Here is a 5,302-nt window from a genome sequence, read left to right on the forward strand (position 1 = left end):
CCTGGCAGAGTGGATCCGTTGATCGAGAACAGGGCGTTTCGAAAGCTGGAAATCCGAGATTACGCACGACGCTGATCCAGATGTCCTGGCTGTGGCTGCGTCATCAGCCCGGCTCTGCGCTGGCTCGATGGTTCAAGGAGCGCGTCCAGCGCAATGGTGGCCGCATGAAGAAGTCGACCATCGTGGCGCTTGCGCGCAAGCTGCTGGTTGCGCTCTGGAAGTTTGTGACCGCCGGTGTCGTCATCGAAGGTGCCATCATGCAGAACAGCTAATCTCGGCTGCTCCTCGAATTATTCTGAAAATTCTCCAGGACCCGATCAGTCCTGGTGGATCCAGGTCGACGAACCGACCAGAACCCTGGCGAAATGCCGTTTGAGAGAGTGGTCTCGTCGTCCTGAGCCCCGTCCGCCGCAAGCGGGATATTGGTGCAGCCGCGAAAGGTGGCGACCGAATGTGAGGTTGATCAGGCTCGGCAAACGAGCCGCGTCACGCACGGGCTTGGACCTGGATAGCGACGCTTCGGAGGGACTGCTGATGCATTGCGATTGATGGCCTTGACACGAACCATCCCATGTGAGGTTCTGGCAGGCTTCGACACCCGCCTCGATACGCCGCCTATCTCAGTCCGTCATCACCCAGTTTCCCGCATAGCTCCGGCAGGTGACCGTGGCGTACGACGCGCGCTGGTGGCCGTCCGCAGTCTTCAAATCGGAATGCTTGCCGAGAAAGTCCGCGACCTCGGCCTCGACCGCCTGAGCCAACAGAGCACGCGCCCCATTGCGCAAGATTTCGGTGAGTTGATCGTCGACATTTCCTGGCTGAATCAGCTTGATCATGTTATCTTTGGACGCGGCATATCGCTCCTTCGGTGGAGAAGTGGAGGCGTCACGCACCCCCACGATATGCGCCTTCCCGATTCCCACCGTCACCAACTTTCAGCGATAGCTCAAGAGTTAGCAGAAGGCCCGACTAATGGTCGACATCCAAAAAAAACCAATCAAGCTGAGAGACAGAGTCTACAAGGACGCGCGTTCCGCTAGGCGAGAAGCAGATCAGTCTCGTCGAGCGCGGGAAACGACTGATGAAGCTCGTAGAATAGATCGCTTGCTTAGAAGACCAAGCAAACAAACGACATATGCCAAGGAGATGGCGCTCTTTGATAAAGTGAAAGAGGGCTATCATGGTGAAATCGGCTACAAGTTCCTCGGCAACAAGAAGCTGGCAATCGAAAACAATGACGAGCGCACGCGTAAGAGGGGCGTGGTCAGGAGGACCACGGAGGTCCTGAAACGTGCTCCTCAGTCAGACACTGTTTACATCAGCCAGCTTGAAAGGGAGGATTGGCGGAAAACGGCGCATTACAGCTTTGACGCGAACGGTGAACTCCGCTCCCGCAGTCTCAAACTCAAAGATGGCAGTTTGCGTGAGAAATGGGAACGGGACGAAAACGGTCACCTGCTCCGCACCAGCTACTACACGGATAGGTTTCGGGATGGTCGGTTTTTCCGGGCAATTTCCGAGGAAATTAGCGCGCCCTACGTAAGCCAGGCCGACAATAAGAAGTATCGCACTTTAACCCGGACAAAAGGCTCCAGAAAAGAAGTTTTCGAGCGGGACGAAAACGGCAGTCTGACACTGATCGGCCGCGAAATTCGTGGCTTCTTCTCGAAGCATTCGATAAAATCTCAAGACAGGAGAACGGAGGTAACCGAAACCAAAACCCTCTTCGGTGTCAAATCATATACATCTTTACTGGACCCGCAGGGAAATGAGCTGGGCAGAAACATTACGTCCCACCGAAGGCTTTGGAACAAGAGGTCGGCCGTATTCGACAAAACGAGCCATCAATTGACCGAAGCCAAACATACCTTTGGCAAGTTGTTCAAGCGGGAAACCAAATATGTTGGCAATGATGCCAAGATCGTTACAACAACAGTTTTGGGTATAAAATTGAAGACGCGCCTGAAGGGCCTTCAAGAGCATGAGCGAAATGCCCAGATAATGAGAGCTGCTGAAGCGTCCGAACATAAGGCTGCTTGGGACAACACCTATCCTTTCGAATCTCCATCGAATGAAAGGGATAATATAGCTCGCGGCGCTACGCACCAACAACCTAACGATTCCAGTCATTTTGAACCCACTCGTGTGGACGGCCATGGACCGGCGAACAGCATTTCTCCCACAAACATCAACAAGATCATGTTGGCGGCTGCGCAAAGGCAGTCAACGGTCGCGCCACAGATCGCTCGGGAAACACGTCAAGACGACTTCAGCCGGGCGCAACCTCCTAAGGTGTTGACAGCAGCGAGTCATGGTGATGGAGGAACCAAACTAGGAGGCTCGGACACGTCAGAGATCTTACGCACCTCCGATGTTGGAAACAGAAACGACGCGATCAACGAAGATTTTGGCAAGACGCAACTTCCTAAGCTCCAAGGCGAGTTGAAGAGCGGTGCGGGGCTCAATGGGCGCGAATACCCGTGGGGTATGCCGCCGTGGACAGCAACGAATCATGGTGATGGAGCAACCAAACCAGGAGTCTCGGAGACGGCGTCAGAGACCTTACCCACCTCCGACGTTGCAAACAGAAACGACGCGATCAAAGATAATTTTAGCAAGGCGCAACCTTCTAGCTACCGAAGTACTAGCGTCGTCAATGCGACGCCAAACGACAGGAGAATGGCTTTGCTGGAAGCAACAAGACGTCGTGACGAAGCCACGAAGAGAGCAGGCCTCGACCCGCGCATTGTGGAGGGTGTCGGCAGATGTTGATGTTGAACAGGCGATCCGCGACGTTGTCTTACTCGAGCATTGTTCCCGCAGAGAAGGGGATAGACGGCTGGGATTTCGGCGGACGCTCGGGGGTGAGGGATCTTGGATCATCGTTGCGATGACCGACCAAGTCATCATTCCTACGGGCCGCGCGTCGGGACGCGCCATAGATGCCGAGCCCAATTCTTTGTTGGTGAGGAGGGCGAAGCCAAGAACGAGGTTGCCCTTCGCGATGTCGAACCACCGCAAGAATCGAATGAGCGATCGCTATAACCTGAAACGGGTATGGTGCAACATTGCGACCGAGACCGAAGCCAGCGACGCGTACGCTTGACTCAGGACGTCCGACGATCATTTTGTTCGAGTCAGAAAGGGCTTCTATTTGGTGGAGCTTTATCGCTGCTCGTTGGTCTATTTCTGGCGAGCGTCTATGCGAACTTCCGGCAGGGAATTACTCTGCATGCGATTCAGAGCTTTGATATCTTCGCGATCTGGTACGAGGCGCCCTTTTTCCGAGGGTACGTGACGCAGGTTTTCACCGCGGATTGGCAATCATCGGCGTCACGGCTGTGATCGCATCGCTCACCGTGGCCCTCATAGTGTTGAAGCCACAGCACCATGGCACGGCCCGCTGGGCGCGCTTTGGTGAGATGAAAAAAGCTCGCTATATCCTACCCTATCACAGGATTTCCGGACCAATCCTTGGCAAGACGGTGGTGACCTTGCCCCCCTATGTGGAACGGCCCGCGTGGCAAGAGCTTTTTCAGTCGATTTCACACATTGGAACGGTGCGGTCATATGTCCGGCCTTTGCGCGCGGCACATGGCCGCTGGCCTCGATGAGATCCGGGGAACGAGGAGCTAAATCAAGTTTACGCGCTTGAGCGCATTGGGGGCAGTAGCTTCACTCGTTTCGGGATTTCGTCCCATGGGTATAGCGCGACATGTATGGAACGGCCCGCGGGCGCAAGAGCTTTCTCAGTCGACTTCACACATGGGAGCGGTGCGGTCATGTATACGGCCTGTAAAGCGCGGCGCATGACCGCTGGCCTCGATGAAGTCCGCGACACAAGGGGCTAAATCAATCAGACGCGCTTGAAGCGCATTGTCGCGCCAGCCTCACTCGTGCCGGGATTTCGTCCCGTGGGTTCATCGCCTGTTATTGCTCCTTGCCCTCTGCCGGCCCGCGCCGGTCAGATCTCTTTGACAGCTGCTGTATTCATCAAGCGGCAGCCGTAGTCGTCGCTAGCGTCTCCGGGTGCCGATAAATCCCGCCCTTGTTCAAGAGCGCCCAGGCAATTCGCGCTGTCTTGTTGGCCAGTGCGACCGCTGCCACCTTGTACGGACGTCTGGCGAGCAGCGACTTCAACCATGGCGGCGCCCGATCAGCCTTCCGGGCAATTCGCAGGACGGATGTCGCCCCAAGAACGAGGAGGCTCCGAAGTTCGGGGTTTCCCATCTTCGAGATGCGCCCCATCCGCTCCTTGCCCCCACTCGAATGCTGTCGCGGCGTCAGTCCCAGCCAGGCGTCAAAGTGACGAGCGGATTTGAAGCCGCCGGGATCTGGCACCAGCGCCTTGATGGTCGCCGCTGTAATGGCTCCAATGCCGGGGATCGTAGTCAGTCGGCGCATGTCCTTGTCGGTCTTTGCCGCAGCAACAATGGCTCGCTCGAGCTTGTCAATCTGGTCCGCCTGGGCCTCGATCTGATCGGCAATTGCCGTCAGCGCGAAGCGCGCTGCCGCAGGCAAGCGGATATCTGCTACATCCCGTACGATTGCAACCAACGCCTCGACCTTTGTCCGGCCAGCGGCGGCAATGATGCCCAACTCAGCCAGATGCGAGCGCAGGGCGTTGATCGTCTGCGTTTGCTGTTTCACCAGAAGTGCGCGACTCTTCAGGACCATCGTTCCGGCTTGCTGCTCGGCCGTTTTGATCGGAACGAAGCGCATGGTCTTGCGAGTCACGGCTTCGCTGATGGCCTCGGCATCCGCCGCATCCGTCTTGCCGCGCTTCACGAAGGGTTTGACATAAGCCGGCGGAATCAGCCGCACTTGATGACCGAAAGTTGCAATCTCGCGCGCCCAATAATGGGCGCTGCCGCAGGCTTCCATCCCCACCAGGCATGGTGGCAGCTTCTCAAAGAAACGCAGCACCTCGCTGCGCCGTAGTCTCCGGTTGAACACCGGCGAGCCATCGGGACCCGCGCCGTGAACTTGAAAAATGTGCTTCGCCAAATCCAACCCGATGGTGCTAATCTGCTTCATGGAACGGTCCCTCCTTGTGGCGTTCGAACAACGACCACGTTTTAGCACGATGATGCTGTCGGAGCGGGCCGTTCCACCACATCAATCAGGATGAGAACGGCGCGTCAATCAAGATGAGACGAGGCGGCCGAGTCAGAGGATCATTGACGCTCGCGGCGGTTTTGGCAAGCCTTGATTGACGCCGCGCGACGATTGGCGACGACGCTTTCGCCGGCGAGGCGTATTGCCGTCGTGCGAGGCTTCGCAGCCGCCGTTCGCGCCGCTG

The 5,302-nt window shown here is 56.8% G+C and carries 3 protein-coding genes and 1 pseudogene; 2 read left to right on the forward strand and 2 right to left on the reverse strand.

Annotation, left to right across the window (positions count from 1 at the left end; translation table 11 throughout):
• Positions 1-272: transposase (locus AC5ZGW_RS45270; RefSeq protein WP_496114136.1), on the forward strand; the 272-nt coding region annotated here is incomplete at its 5' end.
• 379 nt (positions 273-651) lie between these two features.
• On the opposite strand, the pseudogene AC5ZGW_RS45275 reads toward AC5ZGW_RS45270, so the two are convergent.
• Positions 652-836: pseudogene (locus AC5ZGW_RS45275) on the reverse strand (IS256 family transposase); the annotation flags it as partial.
• Between the two features lie 136 nt (positions 837-972).
• Between AC5ZGW_RS45275 and AC5ZGW_RS45280 the strand changes: the two are divergent.
• Complete coding sequence (locus AC5ZGW_RS45280; RefSeq protein WP_130231634.1) at positions 973-2,772, forward strand: effector protein; 1,800 nt, start codon at positions 973-975, stop codon at positions 2,770-2,772.
• Positions 2,773-3,993: 1,221 nt separating this feature from the next.
• Here the strand turns inward: AC5ZGW_RS45280 and AC5ZGW_RS45285 are convergent.
• The gene (locus AC5ZGW_RS45285; protein ID WP_474419738.1) at positions 3,994-5,037 is read right to left on the reverse strand and encodes an IS110 family RNA-guided transposase; all 1,044 of its coding nucleotides are present in this window, start codon (positions 5,035-5,037) and stop codon (positions 3,994-3,996) included.
• Between the last annotated feature and the right edge of the window lie 265 nt (positions 5,038-5,302).

This window comes from Bradyrhizobium sp. Crot121 (genome assembly GCF_059512385.1).

Excerpts from the sequence above, each read along its gene's own strand:
- AC5ZGW_RS45280 (WP_130231634.1), top strand. The coding sequence starts at position 973 with ATGGTCGACATCCAAAAAAAACCAATCAAGCTGAGAGACAGAGTCTAC.
- AC5ZGW_RS45285 (WP_474419738.1), bottom strand. The coding sequence starts at position 5,037 with ATGAAGCAGATTAGCACCATCGGGTTGGATTTGGCGAAGCACATTTTT.